The sequence below is a fragment of the Marinobacter sp. GH_1 genome (assembly GCF_048595985.1).
Lineage (GTDB): Bacteria > Pseudomonadota > Gammaproteobacteria > Pseudomonadales > Oleiphilaceae > Marinobacter > Marinobacter shengliensis.
Genome location: NZ_CP184460.1, coordinates 844,695 through 868,632, shown reverse-complemented (window position 1 = coordinate 868,632; position 23,938 = coordinate 844,695). Strand labels below are relative to the sequence as shown.

Annotated in this window: 14 protein-coding genes, 2 tRNA genes and 3 rRNA genes; 3 read left to right on the top strand and 16 right to left on the bottom strand. The window is 56.5% G+C overall.

Translation table 11 applies throughout. The features are described from left to right. Window positions 1-113: 113 nt before the first annotated feature. The 12 genes from rrf to ACNSOI_RS03950 form a co-directional block, all read right to left on the bottom strand. Window positions 114-227: ribosomal RNA gene (gene rrf, locus ACNSOI_RS04005) — 5S ribosomal RNA — on the bottom strand. Window positions 228-333: 106 nt separating this feature from the next. Next, window positions 334-3,225: ribosomal RNA gene (locus ACNSOI_RS04000) — 23S ribosomal RNA — on the bottom strand. A 315-nt stretch (window positions 3,226-3,540) separates the two neighbouring features. Then, a tRNA-Ala gene (locus ACNSOI_RS03995) sits at window positions 3,541-3,616 on the bottom strand. 124 nt (window positions 3,617-3,740) lie between these two features. Further along, a tRNA-Ile gene (locus tag ACNSOI_RS03990) sits at window positions 3,741-3,817 on the bottom strand. A 111-nt stretch (window positions 3,818-3,928) separates the two neighbouring features. Next, window positions 3,929-5,469 (bottom strand): 16S ribosomal RNA (locus ACNSOI_RS03985). Together the 16S, 23S and 5S rRNA genes with 2 tRNA genes alongside form the textbook arrangement of a ribosomal RNA operon. A 413-nt stretch (window positions 5,470-5,882) precedes the next feature. Continuing rightward, window positions 5,883-6,506 carry a sulfite oxidase heme-binding subunit YedZ gene (locus ACNSOI_RS03980; protein WP_286253912.1) on the bottom strand — a complete coding sequence of 208 codons (624 nt, stop codon included), beginning with the start codon at window positions 6,504-6,506 and terminating at the stop codon, window positions 5,883-5,885. Continuing rightward, window positions 6,506-7,477 (bottom strand): protein-methionine-sulfoxide reductase catalytic subunit MsrP, encoded by a 972-nt coding sequence (gene msrP, locus ACNSOI_RS03975; protein ID WP_106693214.1) that lies wholly within the window; start codon window positions 7,475-7,477, stop codon window positions 6,506-6,508. The genes ACNSOI_RS03980 and msrP overlap by 1 nt, the downstream gene beginning before the upstream one ends. Before the next feature lie 127 nt (window positions 7,478-7,604). After that, on the bottom strand, window positions 7,605-8,882 hold the full coding sequence (gene ltrA, locus ACNSOI_RS03970; protein WP_420194047.1) for a group II intron reverse transcriptase/maturase: 1,278 nt from the start codon (window positions 8,880-8,882) through the stop codon (window positions 7,605-7,607). A 772-nt stretch (window positions 8,883-9,654) separates the two neighbouring features. Beyond that, window positions 9,655-10,467 (bottom strand): CDP-diacylglycerol--serine O-phosphatidyltransferase, encoded by an 813-nt coding sequence (gene pssA, locus ACNSOI_RS03965; protein WP_420195187.1) that lies wholly within the window; start codon window positions 10,465-10,467, stop codon window positions 9,655-9,657. Window positions 10,468-10,557: 90 nt separating this feature from the next. Then, complete coding sequence (gene ilvC / locus ACNSOI_RS03960; protein ID WP_061332343.1) at window positions 10,558-11,574, bottom strand: ketol-acid reductoisomerase; 1,017 nt, start codon at window positions 11,572-11,574, stop codon at window positions 10,558-10,560. 63 nt (window positions 11,575-11,637) lie between these two features. Further along, entirely contained in the window at window positions 11,638-12,129 is a 492-nt protein-coding gene (gene ilvN, locus ACNSOI_RS03955) for an acetolactate synthase small subunit (RefSeq protein WP_058091315.1), read from the bottom strand. A 2-nt stretch (window positions 12,130-12,131) separates the two neighbouring features. After that, a complete protein-coding gene (locus tag ACNSOI_RS03950) occupies window positions 12,132-13,850 on the bottom strand; it encodes an acetolactate synthase 3 large subunit (RefSeq protein WP_061332345.1) in 1,719 nt (572 codons plus the stop codon). 470 nt (window positions 13,851-14,320) lie between these two features. Here ACNSOI_RS03950 and ACNSOI_RS03945 point away from each other — a divergent pair, with 470 nt between their 5' ends. Next, the gene (locus ACNSOI_RS03945; RefSeq protein WP_061332346.1) at window positions 14,321-14,800 is read left to right on the top strand and encodes a DUF4124 domain-containing protein; all 480 of its coding nucleotides are present in this window, start codon (window positions 14,321-14,323) and stop codon (window positions 14,798-14,800) included. Window positions 14,801-14,875: 75 nt separating this feature from the next. Here the strand turns inward: ACNSOI_RS03945 and clpB are convergent, their stop codons facing one another. From clpB to rluD, 3 genes are all read right to left on the bottom strand, one after another. Further along, window positions 14,876-17,452 (bottom strand): ATP-dependent chaperone ClpB, encoded by a 2,577-nt coding sequence (clpB, locus tag ACNSOI_RS03940; protein WP_106693212.1) that lies wholly within the window; start codon window positions 17,450-17,452, stop codon window positions 14,876-14,878. A gap of 341 nt (window positions 17,453-17,793) precedes the next feature. Next, window positions 17,794-18,552, bottom strand: coding sequence for a peptidoglycan editing factor PgeF (gene pgeF, locus ACNSOI_RS03935; RefSeq protein ID WP_420195186.1), 759 nt, complete (start codon window positions 18,550-18,552; stop codon window positions 17,794-17,796). Then, window positions 18,542-19,519, bottom strand: coding sequence for a 23S rRNA pseudouridine(1911/1915/1917) synthase RluD (rluD, locus tag ACNSOI_RS03930; RefSeq protein WP_420195185.1), 978 nt, complete (start codon window positions 19,517-19,519; stop codon window positions 18,542-18,544). The genes pgeF and rluD overlap by 11 nt, the downstream gene beginning before the upstream one ends. Window positions 19,520-19,582: 63 nt before the next feature. Between rluD and ACNSOI_RS03925 the strand changes: the two genes are divergently transcribed. Then, a complete protein-coding gene (locus ACNSOI_RS03925) occupies window positions 19,583-20,416 on the top strand; it encodes an outer membrane protein assembly factor BamD (RefSeq protein WP_106693210.1) in 834 nt (277 codons plus the stop codon). Between the two features lie 66 nt (window positions 20,417-20,482). Here ACNSOI_RS03925 and ACNSOI_RS03920 read toward each other — a convergent pair whose 3' ends face one another. After that, window positions 20,483-22,147 carry an NAD+ synthase gene (locus ACNSOI_RS03920; RefSeq protein WP_420195184.1) on the bottom strand — a complete coding sequence of 555 codons (1,665 nt, stop codon included), beginning with the start codon at window positions 22,145-22,147 and terminating at the stop codon, window positions 20,483-20,485. Between the two features lie 93 nt (window positions 22,148-22,240). On the opposite strand from ACNSOI_RS03920, the gene ACNSOI_RS03915 reads away from it, so the two are divergent. Continuing rightward, window positions 22,241-23,887 carry a sensor histidine kinase gene (locus ACNSOI_RS03915; RefSeq protein ID WP_420195183.1) on the top strand — a complete coding sequence of 549 codons (1,647 nt, stop codon included), beginning with the start codon at window positions 22,241-22,243 and terminating at the stop codon, window positions 23,885-23,887. Window positions 23,888-23,938: the final 51 nt, after the last annotated feature.

The window sequence follows — 23,938 nt, the reverse complement described above, 5'->3', positions numbered from 1 at the left end:
TGGAAGGCTCCCATCAAAACTTGGTTCGGATAATGGTAGGGAGTATATCACTTCTCCCGAGGCACGAATAAAAAAGCCCCAACATCAAGGATGCTGGGGCTTTGGTATTAAGAGCCTGACGATGACCTACTCTCACATGGGCGAACCACACTACCATCGGCGCTGGTCTGTTTCACTTCTGAGTTCGGGATGGGATCAGGTGGTTCCAGACCGCTATGGTCGTCAGGCAAAACGGATGATCACTGGGAAGGACGAGATGGAACGTGATGTTGATTTCTATGGAGCGTGGCGTTTGCCCTGCTCTGCGTTATCCGCAATTGTCTTGGGTGTTATATAGTCAAGCCGCACGAGCAATTAGTACTGGTTAGCTCAACGCCTCACAGCGCTTACACACCCAGCCTATCAACGTCCTGGTCTTGAACGGCTCTTCAGGAGGCTCAAGGCCTCAGGGAGATCTCATCTTGGAAGGGGCTTCCCGCTTAGATGCTTTCAGCGGTTATCCTGTCCGAACATAGCTACCGGGCAATGCGTCTGGCGACACAACCCGAACACCAGCGGTTCGTCCACTCCGGTCCTCTCGTACTAGGAGCAGCTTTCCTCAAATCTCCAACGTCCACGGCAGATAGGGACCGAACTGTCTCACGACGTTCTAAACCCAGCTCGCGTACCACTTTAAATGGCGAACAGCCATACCCTTGGGACCGGCTTCAGCCCCAGGATGTGATGAGCCGACATCGAGGTGCCAAACACCGCCGTCGATGTGAACTCTTGGGCGGTATCAGCCTGTTATCCCCGGAGTACCTTTTATCCGTTGAGCGATGGCCCTTCCATACAGAACCACCGGATCACTATGACCTACTTTCGTACCTGCTCGACGTGTCTGTCTCGCAGTCAAGCGGGCTTGTGCCATTACACTAACCGTACGATGTCCGACCGTACTTAGCCCACCTTTGTGCTCCTCCGTTACGCTTTGGGAGGAGACCGCCCCAGTCAAACTACCCACCACACAGTGTCCTCAACCCCGATAAGGGGTCAGAGTTAGAACCTCAAACATGCCAGGCTGGTATTTCAAGGTTGGCTCCACCGGAACTGGCGTCCCGGGTTCAAAGCCTCCCAGCTATCCTACACAAGCATGCTCAAAGTTCACTGTGAAGCTATAGTAAAGGTTCACGGGGTCTTTCCGTCTAGCCGCGGATACACCGCATCTTCACGGCGATTTCAATTTCACTGAGTCTCGGGTAGAGACAGCGCCCCCATCGTTACGCCATTCGTGCAGGTCGGAACTTACCCGACAAGGAATTTCGCTACCTTAGGACCGTTATAGTTACGGCCGCCGTTTACCGGGGCTTCGATCAAGAGCTTCGCACGAGTGCTAACCCCATCAATTAACCTTCCGGCACCGGGCAGGCGTCACACCCTATACGTCCACTTACGTGTTTGCAGAGTGCTGTGTTTTTAATAAACAGTCGCAGGGGCCTGGTATCTTCGACCGGCTTCCGCTCCACCCGCAGGGGCTTCACGTACACACCGGCGTGCCTTCTCCCGAAGTTACGGCACCATTTTGCCTAGTTCCTTTACCCGAGTTCTCTCAAGCGCCTTGGTATTCTCTACCTGACCACCTGTGTCGGTTTGGGGTACGGTCTCGAATAGCCTGAAGCTTAGAAGATTTTCCTGGAAGCAGGGCATCAATGACTTCGCGCCCTTGGGCACTCGTCGTCGCGTCTCAGGATTGTGGACCCGGATTTGCCTAAGTCCACTCCCTACTCGCTTAAACCGGGACAACCGTCGCCCGGCTCACCTAGCCTTCTCCGTCTCTCCATCGCAGCTATCCAAGGTACGGGAATATTAACCCGTTTCCCATCGACTACACCTTTCGGTCTCGCCTTAGGGGCCGACTCACCCTGCGCCGATTAGCGTTGCGCAGGAACCCTTGGTCTTCCGGCGTGCGGGTTTTTCACCCGCATTGTCGTTACTCATGTCAGCATTCGCACTTCTGATACCTCCAGCATGCTTCTCAACACACCTTCGCAGGCTTACAGAACGCTCCCCTACCCCGCATACAAAGTATGCAGCCGCAGCTTCGGTGACCAGTTTGAGCCCCGTTACATCTTCCGCGCAGGCCGACTCGACTAGTGAGCTATTACGCTTTCTTTAAAGGATGGCTGCTTCTAAGCCAACCTCCTAGCTGTCTGAGCCTTCCCACATCGTTTCCCACTTAACTGGTACTTTGGGACCTTAGCTGGCGGTCTGGGTTGTTTCCCTCTTCACGACGGACGTTAGCACCCGCCGTGTGTCTCCCGGATAGTACTCACAGGTATTCGGAGTTTGCATCGGGTTGGTAAGTCGAGATGACCCCCTAGCCGAAACAGTGCTCTACCCCCTGTGGTATTCGTCCGAGGCGCTACCTAAATAGCTTTCGGGGAGAACCAGCTATCTCCGGGCTTGATTAGCCTTTCACTCCGATCCACAAGTCATCCCCTGGCTTTTCAACGACAGTGGGTTCGGTCCTCCAGTGCCTGTTACGGCACCTTCAACCTGCTCATGGATAGATCGCCCGGTTTCGGGTCTATGCCCAGCGACTAATTCGCCCTATTCAGACTCGGTTTCCCTACGGCTCCCCTAAACGGTTAACCTCGCCACTGAACATAAGTCGCTGACCCATTATACAAAAGGTACGCCGTCACAGAACAAGTCTGCTCCGACTGCTTGTACGCATACGGTTTCAGGGTCTATTTCACTCCCCTCACAGGGGTTCTTTTCGCCTTTCCCTCACGGTACTGGTTCACTATCGGTCAGTCAGGAGTATTTAGCCTTGGAGGATGGTCCCCCCATGTTCAGTCAACGTTTCTCGTGCGCCGACCTACTCGATTTCACTGGACTCAGGTTTCGGATACGGGGCTATCACCCACTATGGCGGCACTTTCCAGAGCCTTCTCCTACCAGTTGTCCAGCTTAAGGGCTGGTCCCCGTTCGCTCGCCGCTACTTAGGGAATCTCGGTTGATTTCTTTTCCTCGGGGTACTTAGATGTTTCAGTTCCCCCGGTTCGCCTCTTACACCTATGGATTCAGTGTAAGATACCTGGCCGAAACCAGGTGGGTTTCCCCATTCAGAGATGTCCGGATCACAGCTCGTTTGCCAGCTCCCCGAACCTTATCGCAGGCTTCCACGTCTTTCATCGCCTCTGACTGCCAAGGCATCCACCGTATGCGCTTAGTTGCTTGACTATATAACCCCAAGACAACTGTGTTCCATCCATCGACCGCCTGGTAAACCAGGAAGACGATAACTGGAGACAGTTCCTTGAAGCGATATAACAACCACTTCAACGACAACACCGGATAACGCTTGAAATCGCTATCACTTTGAACAGTTTCTCTCGGAGATAATGAGAGAAATCTATTCGTGTTCTATCTCGTCCAATTTGTTAAAGAGCAAATCTGACCCAGTGATCAGAAAGAAGGACTTCGCTTAACAACCGATGTCATTAAATCGAAATACTTGTTTCTGCACACTGCTAACCGGAGTTAGTCAGTAAAGTTTGGTGGAGCTAGGCAGGATCGAACTGCCGACCTCCTGCGTGCAAGGCAGGCGCTCTCCCAGCTGAGCTATAGCCCCTCATCGAAACCACTCACCAAGCCGGCCAGATGCCGTACTCGGAAAATCGTTCAGATCTAGGCGCTTTCAGGTGTAGCGTGCGAGTAGCACGTGAGCCTGGAAGCAACGACGAGCTGAGCGATTTTGGTGGGTCTGGGTGGACTTGAACCACCGACCTCACCCTTATCAGGGGTGCGCTCTAACCACCTGAGCTACAGACCCGGTTTTGCTTGTCATACAACAAGCCAAGTCGGGTCTGAAAGACCCTTTTGCTCTCTTTATTAGCCAACCAAGTAATTCGTGTGGACTCTGACCGAAGCATTCGGCTTCGTTTAAGGAGGTGATCCAGCCGCAGGTTCCCCTACGGCTACCTTGTTACGACTTCACCCCAGTCATGAACCACACCGTGGTAATCGTCCTCCCGAAGGTTAGACTAACTACTTCTGGTGCAATCCACTCCCATGGTGTGACGGGCGGTGTGTACAAGGCCCGGGAACGTATTCACCGCGACATTCTGATTCGCGATTACTAGCGATTCCGACTTCACGGAGTCGAGTTGCAGACTCCGATCCGGACTACGACGCGTTTTAAGGGATTGGCGCACTCTCGCGAGTTGGCAGCCCTCTGTACGCGCCATTGTAGCACGTGTGTAGCCCTGGCCGTAAGGGCCATGATGACCTGACGTCATCCCCACCTTCCTCCGGTTTGTCACCGGCAGTCTCCCTGGAGTTCTCAGCATTACCTGCTAGCAACCAGGGATAGGGGTTGCGCTCGTTACGGGACTTAACCCAACATCTCACGACACGAGCTGACGACGGCCATGCAGCACCTGTCTCAGAGTTCCCGAAGGCACCAATCCATCTCTGGAAAGTTCTCTGGATGTCAAGGCCAGGTAAGGTTCTTCGCGTTGCGTCGAATTAAACCACATGCTCCACCGCTTGTGCGGGCCCCCGTCAATTCATTTGAGTTTTAACCTTGCGGCCGTACTCCCCAGGCGGTCAACTTAGTGCGTTAGCTGCGCCACTAAGACTTCAAGAGTCCCAACGGCTAGTTGACATCGTTTACGGCGTGGACTACCAGGGTATCTAATCCTGTTTGCTCCCCACGCTTTCGCACCTCAGTGTCAGTGTTGGTCCAGGTAGCCGCCTTCGCCACTGGTGTTCCTTCCTATATCTACGCATTTCACCGCTACACAGGAAATTCCACTACCCTCTACCACACTCTAGTCAGACAGTTCGAAATGCCGTTCCCAGGTTAAGCCCGGGGCTTTCACATCTCGCTTACCTAACCACCTACGCGCGCTTTACGCCCAGTAATTCCGATTAACGCTTGCACCCTCCGTATTACCGCGGCTGCTGGCACGGAGTTAGCCGGTGCTTCTTCTGCGAGTAACGTCAATCCCTGAAGGTATTAACTTCAGAGCCTTCCTCCTCGCTGAAAGTGCTTTACAACCCGAAAGCCTTCTTCACACACGCGGCATGGCTGGATCAGGGTTGCCCCCATTGTCCAATATTCCCCACTGCTGCCTCCCGTAGGAGTTCGGGCCGTGTCTCAGTCCCGATGTGGCTGATCATCCTCTCAGACCAGCTACGGATCGTCGCCTTGGTAGGCCTTTACCCCACCAACTAGCTAATCCGACTTAGGCTCATCCAGTAGCGCAAGGTCCGAAGATCCCCTGCTTTCTCCCGTAGGACGTATGCGGTATTAATCCGGGTTTCCCCGGGCTATCCCCCACTACTGGGCAGATTCCTAAGCATTACTCACCCGTCCGCCGCTCGTCAGCGGGGTGCAAGCACCCCCTGTTACCGCTCGACTTGCATGTGTTAAGCCTGCCGCCAGCGTTCAATCTGAGCCATGATCAAACTCTTCAGTTTAAATCATACAAGAACTCGAAAGTTCTTAATTCTTGCTCAAGACAAAACTCAATTTCGACGAGTCACTGTCCTGATATTTCGTATCCGAAACACCTCGGCCAGCGCCCACACGAATTACTTGGTTAACTTTTTAAAGAGCGTTTGAGCTGTTGCTCAATCAAGGCCGCGTATTCTACATCGTTCCGCTGCCCTGTCAACCGTTTATTTCGAAGAATCTTCAGATCAAATTTTCGAATACTTTCAAACAGTTGCTTTCGTCTGGAAGGTTGCCGTCAGCGGCTTGTCCCTCAGAAGTGGTGCGCATTCTACAGGCGCCACAAAAACTGTCAACGCCCTTTTTCGAAAAACTTTCCCCTCATTCGGTTTCCACCTATGCCACTGGTCAATACGCCACCAAAATGCTTACTTTCCAATCAAGCTCTGGACTTTCGCAAGGGAACCAACGAAGAAACACCAAACCAGTATGCCCTGATAAACAGCAAAGCCAGAAGCAACAGCCCGTATACCACCATTTCGGTCACATCGCTTCTTGCCTGCCACAAAAAATGCAGCCAGGCGAAAATTGCCGACAGGTAGATCAAGCGGTGGACCGGTTTCCATCGACGACCCATCCGCTTCATCATCGCTTTTGTTGACGTTAATGCGAGAGGAATCATCAGGAGGAAGGCAACAGCACCCAAGGCGATGTAAGGCCGGCGTGTGAAGGTCGCCCACAAATCGCCCCAACCGAGAATCAGCTGCAAGAACGCAAACACATGCAACACTGCGTAAAAGAAGGCAAACAAACCCAGCATGCGCCGGTGGCGCAACCAACCGGACCAGCCGGTCATTTTCTTCAACGGCGTTATCAGAAGCGTCACAAGCAATAACTGGAAGGCCGCAATACCCAGCCGTTCTGTTATCTCCTGACCAGGATCCGGCCCTATTCGGCCAACCACAACATCGGACACCAGCCATATCAGCGGCATCAAGGCGACGCAAAAGACGGTAACTTTCGCCACAACGCTCGACACCATTCGTTCGGCTGCAGGCAACATCAGTAGAACTTGGCCAGGTCCATCCCTTTGTAGAGATGCGCAACCTGCTCTTCGTAACCATTAAACATTCGGGTTTCCATCCAATTCGGACGGAGCACACCAGAGGGTAAACGCCGCTCTCTCTTCTGACTCCAACGCGGATGATCCACCTCAGGGTTTACGTTGGCATAGAATCCGTACTCACTTGGCGCAAGCAATTCCCAGGTCGTTTTAGGCTGCTCTTCCAGAAACCGAATCCGAACTATCGATTTAATACTCTTGAATCCGTACTTCCAGGGAACCACGAGGCGGATCGGAGCGCCATTCTGATTAGGCAGGGTTTCGCCATAGAGACCAATCGCCAGGAAAGAAAGCTCGTTCATCGCCTCATCCATACGTAGCCCCTCCCTGTACGGCCAATCTATGGTACTGAACAGGGAGCGCTGCCCTCGCATCTGTTTTGGGTCATGCAGGGTTTCGAAGTACACGTACTTCGCTCGCGAATTCGGCTCCAGGCGGCTTAATACTGTCGCTAACGGCACGCCAACCCAGGGAATCACCATAGACCAAGCCTCAACACAGCGGAGCCGGTAGATTCGCTCTTCATAGTCGTGGGGCTTCAGCAGATCTTCCAGGGCGTAACGACCTGGCCGGGCACACTCGCCATCAACCTCCACAGACCAGGGGTCCACAGACATCTCGTGGGCATACTTGGCAGGGTCGCCCTTGCCGGTGCCAAACTCATAGAAATTATTGTACTTGGCTACTGCATCAAAGGGCGTTTTCTTCTCGTCGGTCGAGTACTCCGGCGCTTCACGGAAGGTCAACGGTGTGGTTGTCGGGCTGCCACCTGCCCGCAAAAGGCCGGGCGCAGCGAGGGCTGCAGCAGAGGCAATAGCTCCGGTCATGAATTTACGTCGGTTCAGATAGACAGACCGGGGAGTGACTTCGGATTCGGGCAAAGACCATGAAGGGCGCCGTTTGATGAGCATGGGCTGACTCCAGAGGAAGCGGTTTGAATAAGTGACCGTAGATTCCCGGAAGCGAGTAGGGTGAGGCGTTACCGCCTCATCCCTCTCACAGAACCGTACATACGGGCCACGTATACGGCTCATGCCATTAACTTACCCCGAACTCGGGGACAGTGATGCCGGTTTTGACCTTCGCAAGATCCATCAACTTCAGGTCATTGTGCAGGTAGGTGTTGGGCAGGGCCAGACTGGCCAGTGGGGACGCCGCGTTGCGCCAGCTTTGCATCTTGATATGCCGGAACGGGGGTTGGTAACCTAGCTGTTTCAGCCTCCGATGCAGCCGACTCGGCTTTTTCCACTGCTTGAGCTGGAGGCAGCGCAGGCGCCGCCTTAGCCAACTCATCACCTGCTTTAACACCCGCGCGCAGTTCGCCACCCGGAAGTAGCTGACAAAGCCCCGCAACACCGGATTCAGCTCACGTATAATGGCCGCGAGTCCGATGCCCCGGTTTCGCTTCGTCAGTGATTTCAGCTTCTGCTTAAGCCTGACCACCTTCTTTCCCTGTATGCGGGTGTACTTGCTATGTATCACCACGCCCAGGAACTTAACCCCTTCATCACTATGGGCGATGTGGGTTTTGGTGGTATTGACCGTCAGCTTCAACTCATTTTCCAGATAGCGCCGGGCAACCCGTAACGCATTCTCCGCGCCCGCTCGTGAGCCGCACAGGATCAGGATGTCGTCCGCGTAGCGAACGATCCGGTGCCCCCGCGCTTTCATGAACTGGTCGAAGGCGTCCAGGTAGGCGTTTGCGATCAGCGGACTGATCACGCCACCCTGAGGGCTTCCCAGTTCCGTCTCTTCGAGGTGGTATCCCACCATCACGCCACTTTCCAGGAACTGGCGCAGCAGTGACAGGACACTGCCGTCCGTGATCCGTTGGCGGAATTGGCGGATGATCAGGTCATGGTTGAGTGTGTCGAAGCATTTCGACAGGTCCATATCCACGACCCACTCACGCCGGTATCGGCGGATGAACAACTCCGCCTTGCCAATGGCATGGTGACCACTGCGTCCCGGACGATACCCGTAGCTCGACGGGTGAAAGCCCGGGTCGAAGATCGGCTCTAGGATGCTGCGCAACGCCTGCTGCACAACCCGGTCCCGAACCGTTGGAATGCCCAGTAAACGCTCACCACCATCGTCCTTGGCAATGGCGACGCGCCTGACCGGCTGCGCCCGATAGCGCTTTTCCTTCAGCTCGAGCAACAGGCACGACAGCTCCACCTCCAGATTCGCCTCAAACGCACCCAGGCTCTGCCCATCGATTCCGGCCGCGCCCTTGTTGCGTTTGATGTGTCTGAAGGCTTCATACAGGCGCTGTTTTGACAGCAATTGCCCGTACAGACTGTAGTATTTCCTCATGCCTGCTCATCTCTGTGGTGACGGCTTCGAGGATCGGTCTGGCTGCCGGTCTGTTTCAGGCGATCCGTCCGGGTACTAGCGCTCTGGCAATCTGCCGCCACGGTATCGCTCTACTCCCTTGTCCGGAGAACACCAGAGCCACTGCGTTCCCGCAGCACCCCAGTGCACGTCCCTGCCCCGTCGGGCAGCTTGTGAACACAGCGTCCACCTCTCACTCGTCGTCCGTCATTCTCGTTAATGACTTCCGCCCTTCGCATCCGATCAGAGCTTTTGACCCTGACCGGTCCGCTGAACCTCCGCCAGCGGTCATTCCGGTTTTGTCCTCCACGCTGTTACCAGGCTTCTCAGGCCGGAACTTCCTCACTACTACGGCTTCATCTGCCACCTCGCACCGACTGCGGCCTCGGCTTTCACCTTGCGCCACAGCCTCCGGCGTCGCCGGATTCGGTGTCAGGCTTCCCCGGTTACTGCACCGGCTCCCTGTTAACGATGCCACCCTCAAACACAGCCCAGGTCTGACTGAGTATCGGGCTTCGCGTTATTTCGCACGCTGACCCACCTGAACTGCCGAAGCAGGTTCACTTGCGTTGTGTACCGTTAACTTCCTATGGCTTCCTTCAGACCCCACCGTTGGCCAGTGGCGCCCTTGCCAGTCGGATTGTCTTCCCCTCAGTCGGGGTGACGCCATCTTCTTTCAGATGGCCGGGTTTGCCGGCTTCGCCGGGCAAACGAAATTCCCGCCCGGACGTCCCCGGGCGGGTGCACTATAGCATCAGGCGCGTTTTGCCTTTTGTCTGAACAAGGCGCGCACCGGACCAGACAGTGCATATATCAGGAATGCCGTAAACAATACGGTTGCCGGGTCAAGGGCGATCACCACAAGAATCAGCACTACCAGCAGGATGGCCGCGAATGGCACCCGCCCCCGCATATCGAGATCCTTGAAACTGCGGTAAAGCACATTGCTGACCATCAATAGGCCGGTGCCGCCGACAACAATAATCGAAAGCAGGGTCAACCAGGTGGCTGGCTCATACTGATGGAAGCACCAGACCAGACCCGCCACACACGCTGCAGCTGCCGGGCTCGGCAGCCCCACAAAGTACTTTTTGTCCACCGATCCAATCTGGGTGTTGAAACGAGCGAGGCGCAGGGCAGCTCCGGCAACGTAGATGAATGTAATAGCCCAGCCAACCTTGTCGAGGCCGTTCAGAGCCCAGAAAAAAGCCACCATTCCGGGCGCAACGCCGAACGCCACCATGTCGGCAAGGCTATCGTATTCTTCCCCGAACTTGCTCTGGGTATTGGTCATCCGCGCTACCCGGCCATCAAGGCCGTCGAGAATCATGGAAACAAATATCGCGATGGCGGCATTATCGAAAACACCATTGGCCGCCGAGACAATGGCATAGAACCCCGAAAACAGGGAGGCCGTTGTCAGCGCATTGGGCAGGAGATAGATACCTTTACGGCGCACCTTGGCACCCTCAACCACCTCTTCTTCAATCACTTCACCAGCCGCAATATCTGGCTCGGGACCACCCTGTGACTCGGGCTTGTCGACAGTTTTTTTATCTTCAGTCATTCCATAAACTCCGGAAAGCATTTGGGCGGAGTATATACGAAAAACGCGGCCACTAGGGCCGCGCTTTCAAACCGTACCGGAAATTCCGGATCAGTTCTTTTCTTTGTCTACGATCTTGTTCGCGGAAATCCACGGCATCATGGAGCGCAGCTTCTCGCCTACAGTCTCGATCTCGTGCGCCGCGTTCTGGCGACGACGAGCGGTCATGGACGGATAGTTCAGGGCGCCCTCAGAGATGAACATCTTGGCGTATTCGCCACTCTGAATGCGCTTCAGTGCGTTGCGCATGGCTTCACGGGACTGCTCGTTAATCACCTCCGGGCCGGTTACGTACTCACCGTACTCGGCGTTGTTGGAGATGGAGTAGTTCATGTTGGCGATGCCACCTTCGTACATCAGGTCAACAATCAGCTTCAGCTCGTGCAGACACTCGAAGTAAGCCATTTCCGGAGCGTAGCCTGCCTCGGTCAGGGTTTCGAAGCCGGCTTTAACCAGCTCAACCGCGCCGCCACACAGAACCGCCTGCTCACCGAACAGGTCGGTTTCGGTTTCGTCTTTGAAGGTGGTTTCGATGATACCGGTGCGGCCGCCGCCTACGCCGCTGGCGTAGGACAGAGCAACGTTCTTGGCGTTGCCGGAAGCGTCCTGGAAGATGGCGATCAGATCAGGAATACCACCGCCCTTGGTGAACTCGGTGCGCACCGTGTGGCCCGGTGCCTTCGGGGCAACCATGATCACGTCCAGATCTTTACGGGGAACGATCTGGTTGTAGTGGATCGCGAAGCCGTGAGCGAAGGCCAAGGTAGCGCCCTGCTTCAGGTTCGGCTCGATTTCCTCGCGGTACAGCTGGGCCTGGAACTCATCCGGAGTCAGCACCATGACAACGTCGGCGGAAGCAACGGCCGAAGCCACGTCGCTGGTCTTCAGGCCATAGGCTTCGGCCTTGGCGATGGAGGAAGAGCCGGCGCGCAGGCCAACTACTACGTCAACGCCAGAGTCTTTCAGGTTGCACGCGTGGGCGTGGCCCTGAGAACCGAAACCCAGAATGGCAACTTTCTTGCCCTGGATGATAGAAAGATCACAATCCTTATCGTAATAAACCTGCATGAGAAACCTCTATTATATGTAATGGCCCTGCCGGGCCATGATGTTCAAATTTGCAAAGCAGCCTCAGAGGCTGAGCACCTTTTCGCCACGAGCGATACCTGACACGCCGGTACGCACCACTTCAAGGATTCCGGAGGTACCTACCGCCTGGATAAAGCCATCCAGCTTTTCGCTGTCACCCGCCAACTGCACCGTGTACACGGAACTGGTCACGTCCACGATCTGGCCTCGGAAGATATCCACCGTGCGCTTGATTTCCGCACGCTGGGAGCCGGTCGCCTTGAGCTTCACCAGCATCAGTTCGCGTTCAATGTGCGAACCTTCGGTGAGGTCGACCAGCTTGACCACTTCAATCAGCTTGTTCAGCTGTTTGGTGATCTGTTCGATGACCTTATCAGAGCCGGTGGTGGTGACGGTCAGGCGGGACAGCGTCTCATCCTCCGTCGGGGCCACGGTCAGGGTCTCGATGTTGTAGTTGCGCTGCGAGAACAGACCAACTACCCGAGACAAGGCACCGGGTTCGTTTTCAAGCAAAACAGAAATGATTCGACGCATGATCACACCCTCTCCGTTTTGCTGAGCCACATGTCTTTCATGGAACCACGGGCAACCTGCATAGGGTACACATGCTCGAAGCGGTCAACGTAGATGTCCACAAACACCAGCTTGTCTTTCATCGCCAGAACTTCCTTGAGCTTGGGCTCGAGATCTTCCTTGCGCTCGATGCGAACACCGACATGACCGTAGGCTTCCGCCAGCTTGATGAAATCGGGCAATGACTCCATGTAGGATTCAGCGTGCCGGGACTCATAGTTCATGTCCTGCCATTGCTTGACCATACCCAGTGCCTGGTTGTTCAGGTTGATGATCTTCACAGGCAGATTGTATTGCTTGCAGGTAGACAGCTCCTGAATGTTCATCTGGATACTACCCTCACCGGTGAAGCACAGCACTTCGTCATCCGGGTGAGTCAGCTTGATGCCCATAGCTGCCGGCAAGCCGAAGCCCATGGTGCCAAGGCCCCCGGAGTTGATCCAGCGGTTGGGCTTATCAAACTTGTAATACTGGGCCGCGAACATCTGGTGCTGACCAACATCGCTGGTCACAAAGGCGTCGCCGTTGGTGAGCTTCCAGAGCATCTCAACCACTTCCTGCGGCTTGATGACGTCCGGACTGGTCTCGTAACGCATCCCGTGGAATGCTCGCCACTCTTCAATCTGCTTCCACCAGGCCGCGAGCGCATCCGCATCCGGCTTGTCTTTGGACTCTTTGACCAATGACAGCATTTCTTTCAGAACCGCATCCACCGGGCCCACAATCGGCACATCGGCATCAATCGTTTTGGAAATAGACGCGGGATCAATATCGATATGGATGATGCGAGCGCCAGGGCAGAATTTCTCGGTGGCATTGGTTACCCGGTCATCAAAACGCGCACCGACGCAGAGAATCAGGTCTGAGTGGTGCATCGCCATGTTGGCTTCGTAGGTGCCGTGCATGCCCAGCCAGCCAAGGTGCTGTTTGTCAGTCGCCGGATAACAGCCAATGCCCATCAGGGTATTGGTGATCGGGAATCCCAGTGTCTTGGTCAGCTCAGTCAACTGGCTGGAGGCCTTACCCAGAATCACCCCACCACCGGCGTAAATCATCGGGCGCTTGGCTGCCATCAGCATATCCACGGCCTTCTTGATCTGGCCTGCGTGGCCACGAACCGCCGGGTTATAGGAGCGCAGTTTCACTTTCTTGGGATAGGAATACTCATAGCGCTCGTTCGGGGTGGTCATATCCTTGGGGATATCCACCACCACCGGGCCTGGGCGGCCGGTCGCGGCAATGTAGTAGGCCTTGCGAATGACTTCGGGAATCTCTTCCGGATGACGCACACTGAGGTTGTGCTTCACCACCGGGCGGGAAACACCCATCATATCGGTTTCCTGGAAAGCATCTTCACCAATCAGGGTGGATGCAACCTGGCCGCACAGAACCACCATGGGGATGGAATCCATAAAGGCGGTGGCAATGCCGGTAATAGTGTTGGTGGCTCCAGGACCCGAGGTCACCAGTACGGTACCTGGTTTTCCGGTTGCACGGGCGTAGCCGTCGGCCATGTGGACCGCCGCCTGCTCGTGCCGAACCAGAATATGCTTGACTTTGTCCTGCCTGAACAGCGCATCATAAATATGAAGGGCTGCACCACCCGGATAGCCGTATATGTATTCGATCCCTTCATCTTGCAGGGAGCGGATCAGCATATCGGCGCCAGACAATAACTCCACGATTTTCTACCCTCTTCTACGAGTGAATGAGCCGGGTTTCGCCCCGGTTGCCTGGATTTTCGGTTTCCCTGCTTCTTTTGAAAGCGGAACCGGCACTCCTCCACACCATGAAAAAGAGGTTGTCTCCTGGCCAGCCGCCCTCCTGAGGGTTGCGGAGAACGACCAATCAACGGGTTGCACGTAAGCAACAACCAGCGCCCGCCAGCGCGTGGCGAACTCAGTGTGGTGATTAACGGGGGATACTCGCTCGGGATTGCCTGCCGTATTGACCCCAGTCTTCAGGCAATCGGTAATTCTGACAGCGGGAAACTCACTGTCAATAGGCGCTGTGGCTTAATTGCGACCATTTTCCTCTACACTCTGCCATACTGACCGGATATAACGTGCAAGAGATTTGAACCAGGCAAGGGAAAATCCATCGTTTCGGTGGCATGATATCCCCAGGCAGTAGACAAGAAACGGGCAGAGACATGAATCGAAAAATCCTGATGCTGACACTTCTGATGGCGATGACACCGGGCCTTGTGGCCGGCGCTTCAGTGTATAAATGGACAGATGAGAACGGCGTAACCCACTTTGGCGACCGCCAGCCAACGGGCGCGAACTCGGAGCAGGTGAATGTCCGCTCCGGCACGACCAGCAGAAGCCAGTCAGGCCAGCGCCAGAGTGCCCAGGAACAGCTGGGAGAACTGCAGGAGCAGCAGCGCTCCCAGGAACAGCGCCGTCAGGAGACCGCTGTTGAGGAAGCGCGCCGCAAGCAGCGGGAAGCCAATTGTGCCACCGCCCGGTCAAACCTGGACGTGCTGAACAGCAACGCGCGAATCCGGGTTGAGGAGAACGGCGAGATGCGCTATCTGGCGCCGGACGAAATTGAAGAGCAACGTCGCCGATTCCGGGAGATTATGGAAGAAAACTGCGGGCCGGAAGGCTCTGCACCGGCCCAACGCTAGTTTTCTCACCACAAAAAAGGCCGGGCAACCACGTTTGGTTGCCCGGCCTTTTTTATTGGCTGACGCCCGGCTTTGTCAGGCCTTCGAGAACACCAACTGGTCGTTCTCTACAGCGGCACGAATAGTGTCGCCGGGCACAAAGCCGCCCTGCAGTAGCTTCTGCGCCAGCGGGTTTTCAATCATCCGCTGAATCGCCCGCTTGAGAGGACGTGCACCGTAGACCGGGTCGTAGCCCACTTCCGCCAGCAGTTGCATAACCGCATCGTCCAGTTCAAGCTTCATATCCTGATCTTTCAATCGCCGCGCCAGATTCTCGATCTGGATACGGGCAATACCTTGAATCTGGCTTTCCGCCAGCGGATGGAACACCACCACTTCGTCTACCCGGTTGATGAACTCAGGGCGGAAGTGCGTTCCAACCTCCTCCATGACTGCCGCCTTCATGGCGTCGTAGTTTTCCTCACCCGCCTTTTCCTGAATGATGTGGGATCCCAGGTTGGAGGTCATCACGATCACGGTATTCCGGAAGTCGACCGTACGGCCCTGGCCGTCGGTCAGGCGACCATCATCCAGCACCTGCAGCAGGATATTGAACACATCAGGATGGGCCTTTTCGACCTCATCCAGCAGCAGCACCGAATACGGCCGGCGGCGCACCGCCTCGGTCAAGTATCCACCCTCTTCGTAGCCCACGTAACCGGGAGGCGCACCGATCAGACGAGCGACGGAGTGCTTCTCCATGAACTCGGACATATCGATCCGCACCATGGCCTCTTCGGTATCAAACAGGAACGATGCCAGGGCCTTACACAGCTCGGTCTTGCCCACACCGGTCGGCCCGAGGAACAGGAACGAGCCATTCGGCCGGTTGGGATCAGACAACCCGGCCCGGGACCTACGCACCGCATTGGAGACCGCCTCGACCGCTTCATGCTGGCCGATCACCCGGTCATGGAGGGCGTCTTCCATCCGCATCAGTTTATCCCGCTCGCCCTCAAGCATCTTCGATACCGGAATGCCGGTCCACTTGGAGACAATTTCGGCAATTTCCTCGTCGGTTACCCGGTTGCGCAGCAACTTCATTTCCATCATTTCAGCCTGGCTGGCCATATCCAGCTGGCGCTCCAGTTCCGGGATGGTGCCATACTGAAGCTCGGACATTTTGCCGAGGTCACCCGCGCGGCGGGCGTTTTCCAGGTCAATCCGGGCCTGCTCCAGCTGGCTCTTGATCTTCTGGGAGCCGTGGAGTGCCGCTTTCTCGGTATTCCAGACTTCTTCCAGATCGGCGTATTCACGTTCGACATTGCCGATCACCGAGGACAACTCTTCCAACCGTTTTTTGGAGGCCGCATCGGTTTCTTTCTTCAGGGCCTCACGTTCGATCTTGAGCTGAATCAGGCGCCGCTCCAGACGATCCAACGCCTCGGGTTTGGAATCCATTTCCATGCGAATCTGGCTGGCTGCTTCATCCACCAGGTCAATGGCCTTGTCCGGCAGCTGGCGATCGGTGATGTAACGGTGGGACAGTTTCGCGGCGGCGATGATCGCGCCATCGGTCACTTCCACACCGTGGTGAACTTCGTAACGCTCTTTCAGGCCACGAAGAATCGCAATGGTGTCTTCCTCACTGGGCTCGGTCACCAGTACTTTCTGGAAACGGCGCTCGAGCGCTGCGTCTTTCTCGATGTTTTCCCGGTATTCGTTCAGGGTGGTGGCACCTACGCAGTGCAACTCTCCCCGTGCCAGCGCGGGCTTGAGCATGTTGCCGGCGTCCATGGAGCCTTCGGCTTTGCCGGCGCCGACCATGGTATGGATCTCATCGATGAACAGGATGATCTGACCTTCCTGTTTGGACAGTTCGTTAAGCACGGCTTTCAGGCGCTCCTCGAACTCACCGCGGAACTTGGCGCCGGCGATGAGTGAACCCATGTCCAGAGACAGCACCTTTTTATCCTTGAGGCCGTCCGGCACTTCACCGTTGACGATGCGTTGGGCCAGGCCTTCAACGATGGCCGTTTTACCCACACCCGGCTCACCAATCAGCACGGGGTTGTTCTTGCGGCGGCGCTGGAGTACCTGGATGGTGCGGCGGATTTCGTCATCGCGGCCGATGACCGGGTCCAGTTTGCCGGCTTCGGCGCGCTCGGTGAGGTCGATGGTGTATTTGGACAACGCCTGACGATTTTCTTCGGCACTGGCGTCGTTGACGGTTTCGCCGCCGCGCACGGCATCAATGGCTTTTTCCAGGGCAGCCTTGTCCACGCCCTGTTCTCTCAGCACACGGCCAAGGGAGCCGCGGTCTTCGACGGCCGCCAGCAGAATCAGCTCACTGGAAATGAACTGGTCGCCGCGCTTCTGGGCCAGTTTGTCGGCCATGTTGAACAGCCGGCCCATGTCGTTTGACATGGACACGTCGCCGGCGTTGCCCTGCACTTCCGGCAGGTTTTCGATTTCTTTGGCGATGGCCTGGCGCACGCGGCCGGGCTCTACACTTACCTGCTGAAGGAGGGGTTTGATCGAGCCACCCTGCTGGTCGAGCAGGGCCTGCATCAAGTGGACGGGCTCGATGAAGTTGTGGTCTTTGCCGACGGCAATGGACTGGGCATCGGCCAGGGCGCTTTGCAGTTTGCTGGTGAGTTTGTCGATTCTCATGTGTTCGTTTCCCCGAATTTTGTGCGAATACCAGTTGGTGGTTGGTGAAGGGTATTCGTGTTGCTTTGACAGTTAATGTAGGGGCAACCTGGGGGACTTCAAGTTGGCTTGGGGCTATTTCGTCAGAAATTTGACGGCGGTCAGTCTTGGCGTGGAGTTTGGTTCGTTACGGGCATGCTATTACGTCGTCGGGGCTGGAACAGGGAGCGCTTTCCAGAACACGCCGTAAATACTTCCCTGTAGGCTTGACTGCAGCATCCCTGCTGCAGACAGTTCTGGAAAGCGCTCCCTGCCCCAGCCCGATGCTTCGGAGTTTTTCGCCCGAGACGTCTTGGGTTTGATTATGATTTCATCCAGATCAACGTCGCCATTCTTCCGGTTTCACCGTCTCTTCGATACGAGAAGAACCAGTCGCTGTCGTTGACGGTGCACAAACTGCCGCCTGAGATGGACGTAACGCCGGCTGCTTTCAAACGCTGACTTGCGAGTTGGTAGATGTTAGCCAGGTAGTGGCCGGGCCGTTGTTTTGAGGGGGTGAATGCCTGATCGGCTTCGGGGTTGTGGTCGAGGAAGGCCTGCCGGACTTCGGGGCCGACTTCGAAGCTGTCGGGGCCTATGGCGGGGCCGAGCCAGGCCTGGAGGTTGGACGGGGGTACCGCCATGGCAGTGATCAGGTTTTCGAGTACGCCCCCGCACAGGCTGCGCCAGCCGGCGTGGGCTGCGCCTATGATGGCGCCGTCGGTGTCTGTCAGGATGACGGGCAGGCAGTCGGCGGTGAGTATGGCGCAGGCGATGCCGGGGTGGCGGGTGTAGCTGGCATCGGCTTCGGGTATTGAATCTACGTTGTCTGGCGTGAGTTCTAGCACACCGGTGCCATGAACCTGGTTGAGCCAGCCGATGTTGGTGGCATCCAGACCGGTGAAGGCGGCCAGGCGGTTGCGGTTTTCAGCCACGTGATCCGGGTTGTCGTTAACGTGACCGCCCAGGTTCAGGGCTTCCCAGGGCGGCAGGCTTAAGCCACCTTTTCGGGTTGTGCACAGGGCCCGCACATGAGCTGGCGCGCGCCAGCTCGGGGTTAGGGTGTTGTTATCAGAAATCACTGTTTTCCAGCTCCCGGGCGTGTTTGCGCAGGGCTTCGATAAGTTGGACCATGTCTTCCGGCAGTGGTACTTCCCAGCTCAGGGTTTCGCCGGTTTCCGGGTGTTCCAGGGTCAACCTTCTGGCATGCAAGGCCTGGCGATTGAATGCTGCCAGGGCCTGGCGAAGCTCTTCCGTGGTGCCTTTGGGCAGGCGCAGGCGACCGCCGTAGGCAGGGTCACCCACCAGAGGGTGGCGCACGTGGGTCATGTGCACGCGGATCTGGTGGGTTCGGCCGCTTTCCAGTTTGCACTGGATGTGGGTGTGGGCGGCGAAACGTTCCAGCAAACGGTAATGGGTAACTGCCGGTTTGCCGGAGGGAACCACCGCCATGCGCTTGCGATCCTGGGGGTGCCGGCCGATGGGCGCGTCTACAGTGGCGCCGCCGGTCAATGAGCCGACTACGACCGCTTCGTACTCCCGCCCCATGGTGCGGGTTTGCAGCTGGTCCACCAGGGAGGTGTGGGCAATCAGGCTGCGCGCCACCACCATGATACCAGAGGTGTCTTTATCCAGCCGGTGCACAATACCAGCCCGGGGCAAGTTTTCTACCTCTGGCGCGTGGTTCAACAGGGCGTTGACCAGGGTACCATCGGCGTGGCCGGCGGCAGGATGTACCACAAGGCCGGCCGGCTTGTTGATCACCAGCAGATGCTCGTCTTCATAGACAATGTCCAGACTGATGGGCTCAGCTTCCCAAGTCACCTGTACTTCCGGTTCAGCGTCCAGGTCGAGAACGTCATCCAGCATCACCTTGTCTCTGGGCTTGCGAACGGTGCCGTTAACGGTCAAGGCGCCGCTTTTGATCCAGGACTGCAGGCGCGAGCGGGAATGCTCGGGCATCAACTCGGCGGCGGCCTGGTCCAGGCGCTTGTCGCTAAGCTGCGGGGGTACTATGTAATGTCCGGTAATCCGGTTATTGGAAGACATTCAGCCTCTTTTTGCTACAATGCGAAATTCATTCAAGTTGTGACCATTATACGGGATTCCGGCATGAGATCAGTTGTCCGATTACTGCTACTTTCCACAATGATAGCGCTGGCCACTGGCTGCGCTTCCAAGAAGGACGTGGAAGTGCTGCCGGAGAAGACCTATTACGATAATGCCCGAAAGGCGATGAACTCCGGCAACTTCAATGAAGCCGAGCAGAACCTGGATGCCCTGGAAACCTACTACCCGTTCGGCCGCTATGCCGAGCAGGCCCAGTTGGACCTGATCTACGCCCGTTACCAGAATCTTGATCTTGAGGGGTCCCGGGCAGCAGCGGATCGTTTCATGCGGTTGAATCCGCAGAGCGAGCACCTGGACTACGCCCTCTACATGCGTGGCCTTGCTTCCTATAATCTCGATATCGGTCTGGCGGCGCGATACTTCGCCATTGATGTTGCCGCCCGAAACCCTGGCGAGCAACTGCAGGCCTTCCGGGATTTTTCTCAGCTTCTGAACCGCTACCCGGACAGCGAATACGCCCCGGATGCCCGCCAACGTATGATCGCTGTGCGCAACCGGATGGCGGAACTGGAACTGCACGCTGCCCGCTATTACATCAAGCGTGAGGCATACATCGCGGCAAACAACCGGGCCCGCTATGTTGTCGAGAATTACCCGTCTTCACCGTCCGTGGAAGAAGCTTTGATTCTACTGGCCGATACCTTCCGGTTAATGGACCTGAAAAAAGGCGCCAGCGACGCCATAGCCACCCTGCGCACCAACTTTCCCAACAGCGAGGCGTTTGATGAGAACGGCGAATTCCAGTCTGACCGCCTGCGCCGCCAGAATCGTTCGCTCACCAATGTGGTCACCTTTGGCCTGATTGGCGACGAATAACCATCCAGATGTCAAAAGGGCCGGGAGCATTCGCCACCGGCCCTTATTTCTTTCAAGGGGAAGCAATCAGAAACCAAGCTTCCATCCATTGGTGATCGGATAGCGACGATCCTTACCGAAACCCCGCTCGGTAATACGCACGCCAATCGGCGCCTGGCGCCGCTTATACTCATTGATATCCACCAGGCGCACCACCCGCTCTACATCCGCACGGGCAAACCCCTCCGCGACAATCGCCTCGGCACTGTAATCCCGCTCCACGTAAAAATGCAGAATCTGGTCAAGAATGTCGTAGCCGGGCAGGCTGTCTTCGTCTTTCTGGTCTGGCGCCAGTTCGGCCGACGGCGGGCGGGTAATCACTCGTTCGGGGATGACCGGTGACAAGCTGTTTCGATACCAGGCCAGACGGAACACCAGGGTTTTCGGCACATCCTTGAGCACATCGAAACCACCGGCCATGTCGCCATAGAGCGTGGAATAACCCACTGCCATCTCGCTCTTGTTACCGGTGGTCAGTACCAGAGAGCCAAACTTGTTGGACAGGGACATCAACAACACGCCGCGCAGGCGAGCCTGGAGGTTTTCTTCCGTGGTGTCCGGGCGCGTGCCCTCAAAGGGTTTGGCCAGGGTCGCCATAAAGGTGTCGTACATGGGCTCAATGGAGAACACATCGTACTGAACGCCCATAGCCCTCGCCTGAGCTTCCGCGTCTTCCAGGCTGGCGCTTGACGTATAACGGAATGGCATCATCACCGCCCGCACCCGCTCCTTGCCCAGGGCATCCGCCGCCACGGCCAGAGTCACCGCGGAATCAATGCCGCCGGACAGGCCAAGTACCACAGACTTGAAACCGTTTTTATTAACGTAGTCCCGAACACCGGTGACTAGCGCGTTATAAACATTCGCTTCCAGTGACGGCTCCGGAGGCAGTGGCTGAGACACCGGCTGGCAGTGATGTTCACACAGAAAATCCACCGGGAACAGGCCACTGGAGAACTGGGGAATTTCGACTTTCAAAGTACCCGAGTGGTCATAAACCATCGAGCCACCATCAAACACCAATTCGTCCTGCCCACCCACCAGGTTGACATAAACGATACTGACACGATTTTCCGTGGCTTTTCGCTCCAGCAACGCCTTGCGGCGGGCCTGCTTGTCGATGTCGTAGGGAGACGCGTTCAGGTTCAGGACCAACTGGGCGCCAGCGGCCGCCGCATCTTCCAGGGGGCCATCTTTCCAGAGGTCTTCACACACGGTGATACCCACCGGAACTCCTTTGATGTCGACCACCAGGGTCTGCGAACCTTCGGCAAAGTAGCGCTTCTCATCGAACACCTGGTAGTTTGGTGGGCAGCGTTTGAAATACCGGCCCCGGATTTCCCCGGCGTCGATGATCACTGCCGCGTTATAGAGCAAGCCCGCCGAGCGGAGAGGCGCACCAATGACCATGGCGGGGGCCAGATTCGCCTGCTTCAAACGCTCAAGCGCTTCTTGCACTCGCAAATCCAGGCTCGGCCGAAGCAACAGGTCTTCCGGCGGGTACCCTGTCAGGCAAAGCTCCGGAAACAGCACGATATCGGCCTGATGCTGCTCCTCTGCCTCACGGGTGGCCTGAATGATCAAGTCGGTATTGCCAGGAATATCCCCCACCAGAAAATCCAGCTGGGCCATCACCACCCGTAGCTTACGGGGCGCAGCAGTGTCTTCGGTGGTTGTACCGGTTACCGTCATGATCAGGGCTCCTGTAACTTATTGCCGTTAAAAGGCTATTATAACCCTCCATAGACAAGGATTTCTCCTGACCAAAGGCAGATAACCATACCCATGGTAACCGACGCATCTTCAGCCACAGCCGCGCGCTCTCCTTTCGGGCCACGAGCACACCATCAGCAGGTGAGGCTGTTCCGTATCTACAATCATTACCGGCTGGTGATCAGCCTGATGCTGGTCGGCCTGCTGTTTGTGGACCCATTCACCACCGATTCCAAATTTCGCTGGCTGGATTATTACCAGGCAGGCGCGGTGTCTTATCTCGCCATCAACGCCTTTGTTGGCCTGATGCTGCTGGCCGGGCTGCAGCCACGGCAGCGGCACATTACCCTGTCTATTCTGATCGATATCCTGATAATGCATGGGCTGTTGCTGGCCAGCACCGGCATCACCAACGGCCTTGCCAATCTGGTCATTGTCTCCGTTGCCGCTGGGAACATCCTCAATCCCAGCCGCATGGGCACTTTCTACGCTGCGCTCGCAGCCATCTGTTCCCTTGGCATCTCCAGCTGGGCGGTGCTGGCGATCAACGAATCTGCAGACGACATTGTTCGCGCCGGCTCACTGGGCATCCTCTATTTTGCCGCTGCCTTCGTTTTGCAAGGCATCTCGAAGCGCATGATGCGCAGCGAGGCTCTGGCCACCAGCAGGGCCCGAAGCATTGCGGAGTTGGAGCAGATCAACCAGCAGATCATCCAGCGCATGCGAACGGGCATTCTGGTACTGGACCGTTTTGGCCAGGTCCGACTGGCTAACGCAGCGGCGGAAGAGCTGCTTTTCGGGTCGGTCACCAGCCAAAGTAGCGCAGAGCACCACAACCGATTACTGCCCAAACCGTTGCGCAAAGGTTTGGAGGCCTGGCTGAAAAACCCCAACATGCGCATCGAACCGTTTCAGGCGTCGCCCACCTCCCCCCTGCTACAGGCCAACTTTACCCAACTGGATCAGGAGCGGGGTGACCAGATTCTGGTGTTCATCGAGGATATGAGCAAAGTCACCCAGCAAGCCCAGCAAATGAAGCTGGCGTCGCTAGGGCGCCTGACCGCCGGCATCGCCCATGAGATCCGCAACCCCCTCGGGGCCATCAGCCACGCAGCACAACTGATGGAGGAGTCGCCCAACCTGGACAAAGGCGACAAACAGATGCTGGATATCATTCGCCGACACTCGAAGCGGGTGAACGGCATTATTGAGAACGTGCTCGACCTGTCCCGGCGCAGGGCCGCCAACTCAGAGCAAGTGGACGTGAGGGACTGGCTTAGCGAATTCACCCAGGACTTCCAACAGACCCGGGACGACGGCTCCAAAGCCATTATTGAGTTACTGGCAGACGACGCGGTGCCGCCCGCTCGCTTTGACAAGAGCCAGATTGAGCAGGTCATGGTGAATCTGTGTGACAATGGTTTGCGCTACAGCAAACAGCAGACCGGCCAAAACAGGATACAATTAGTGGTTGGCGCCACCGCCGATGGCGAGCGGGCTTACGTGGATGTCCGGGATTTCGGCCCCGGCATTGCACGGGAACACCGACACTCGGTATTTGAGCCCTTTTTCACCACCGACAAGAGCGGCACCGGCCTTGGCCTGTACCTGGCCCGGGAACTTTGCGAGGCCAACCAGGCGCATTTGTCGCTGGTGGAGAATGAACAGCCGGGCTGTCGCTTTCGCATTACCTTCGCGCATCCCGGGCGGATGATTTAAACCGGGCGCGGGGCAGCGGGCGTTTGAAATTCAACAGGGAACCGAACACAA

Coding starts and splice junctions, on each gene's coding strand:
- ACNSOI_RS03980 (WP_286253912.1), bottom strand. CDS start 6,506: ATGTTGCCTGCAGCCGAACGAATGGTGTCGAGCGTTGTGGCGAAAGTT.
- msrP (WP_106693214.1), bottom strand. CDS start 7,477: ATGCTCATCAAACGGCGCCCTTCATGGTCTTTGCCCGAATCCGAAGTC.
- ltrA (WP_420194047.1), bottom strand. CDS start 8,882: ATGAGGAAATACTACAGTCTGTACGGGCAATTGCTGTCAAAACAGCGC.
- pssA (WP_420195187.1), bottom strand. CDS start 10,467: ATGACTGAAGATAAAAAAACTGTCGACAAGCCCGAGTCACAGGGTGGT.
- ilvC (WP_061332343.1), bottom strand. CDS start 11,574: ATGCAGGTTTATTACGATAAGGATTGTGATCTTTCTATCATCCAGGGC.
- ilvN (WP_058091315.1), bottom strand. CDS start 12,129: ATGCGTCGAATCATTTCTGTTTTGCTTGAAAACGAACCCGGTGCCTTG.
- ACNSOI_RS03945 (WP_061332346.1), top strand. CDS start 14,321: ATGAATCGAAAAATCCTGATGCTGACACTTCTGATGGCGATGACACCG.
- clpB (WP_106693212.1), bottom strand. CDS start 17,452: ATGAGAATCGACAAACTCACCAGCAAACTGCAAAGCGCCCTGGCCGAT.
- rluD (WP_420195185.1), bottom strand. CDS start 19,519: ATGTCTTCCAATAACCGGATTACCGGACATTACATAGTACCCCCGCAG.
- ACNSOI_RS03925 (WP_106693210.1), top strand. CDS start 19,583: ATGAGATCAGTTGTCCGATTACTGCTACTTTCCACAATGATAGCGCTG.
- ACNSOI_RS03920 (WP_420195184.1), bottom strand. CDS start 22,147: ATGACGGTAACCGGTACAACCACCGAAGACACTGCTGCGCCCCGTAAG.
- ACNSOI_RS03915 (WP_420195183.1), top strand. CDS start 22,241: ATGGTAACCGACGCATCTTCAGCCACAGCCGCGCGCTCTCCTTTCGGG.